Genomic DNA, 1,611 nt, shown 5'->3' on the forward strand with positions numbered 1-1,611 from the left:
CGTCGTAGGCGTGATCGCGCGCGTCCACGAACACGGCCGTGCCAACGATGGCCGTCAGGGCCACCACGAACAGCAGGTTGGCCGCAAACAGCCTGCGGGCGATGCTCCAGCGCCGGATCATCAACACCTTCCATGACCAATATGAACGCAAGGGTGATGCGCGTCACCTTCTCATCAATGATGGGGTTACACGCAAGAAGGACAAGAGCGGACCACAGCCAGGACCGCACCAAGTCCAGCCTATCCAAGGAGAACACCATGGCCTCTCAACGAGGAGAGTCAGCAGCACCGGCCGCCGCTCCGGCCAAGAAGCGCAAGGGACTGGACAAGTCCCACTACCTCTACATCGCAGTCATCGTAGCCGTGATTGCAGGTGCCGTTATCGGCCTGCTGTTCCCCGAGGTCGGCAAATCCCTCAAACCACTCGGCGACGGCTTCATCAAACTCATCAAGATGATGATCGCGCCCGTGATCTTCTGCACCATCGTGCTGGGCATCGGCTCCATCGCCAAGGCCGCCACGGTCGGCAAGGTCGGCGGCCTGGCGCTCGCCTACTTTGTGGTCATGTCCACGTTCGCCCTGGGGATCGGCCTGGTGGTCGGCAACCTGATCCACCCGGGCGAGGGCCTCAAGCTCGCCCCCTATGATCCGAACAAGAAGGCGGCAGTCGACAGCACCGTTGACTTCCTGCTGGGCATCATCCCGGGCGACATTCCCGTGTTGCCGACCCTCCTCGCCGCCATCCTGGTCGGCTTCGCGCTGCAGAAGATGGGCCCGCAGGGAGCCCCGCTCCTCAAGGCCGTCGGTTACGGCCAGGCCCTCGTGTTCCGCATCCTCATCATGATCATGTGGCTGGCCCCGGTCGGAGCCTTCGGCGCGATCGCCGCAGTGGTCGGTGCAACCGGCTTCCAGGCCATCATCAGCATGGCGACCCTGATGGGCGCCTTCTACATCACCTGCGCCCTGTTCATCGTCGTGATCCTCGGCGGCCTGCTCAAGGCGGTCGCAGGCGTCAGCATCTTCAAGCTCATGAAGTACCTCGGCCGCGAATACCTGCTGATCTTCTCCACGTCCTCCTCCGAAGCCGCGCTGCCCCGCCTGATCGCGAAGATGGAACACCTCGGCGTGTCCAAGCCCGTCGTGGGTGTCACGGTCCCCACCGGGTACTCCTTCAACCTCGACGGGACCGCCATCTACTTGACCATGGCCGCACTGTTCGTCGCCAACGCCATGGGCACGCCGCTGGACCTTGGCGCCCAGGTTTCCCTGCTGGTCTTCATGATCATCGCCTCCAAGGGTGCCGCCGGCGTCACCGGTGCCGGCCTGGCCACGCTGGCCGCCGGACTCCAGGCGCACGCACCCCAACTGCTGGGCGGCGTGGGCATGATCGTCGGCATCGACCGGTTCATGTCCGAGGCGCGCGCCCTGACCAACTTCACCGGCAACGCCGTCGCCACGGTGCTGATCGGCACCTGGGTCAAGGAGATCGACGGCGGACGCGTGGACCGTGTCCTGGCCGGTGCCGAGCCGTTCGACGAAGAGACGATGCTGGCCGGCCACTCCGGCGCACAGGATGCCGCCGAACGCCCCGCACAGCCGGCACAACCGGTC

Annotated in this window: 1 protein-coding gene; it reads left to right on the plus strand. The window is 65.1% G+C overall.

The features are described 5' to 3' along the window. Positions 1–258: 258 nt before the first annotated feature. Positions 259–1,611 (plus strand): cation:dicarboxylate symporter family transporter (locus LQV45_RS30975; RefSeq protein ID WP_230011134.1); only part of this gene is annotated, 1,353 nt, incomplete at its 3' end.

The sequence above is a fragment of the Microbacterium sp. Bi128 genome (assembly GCF_918698205.1).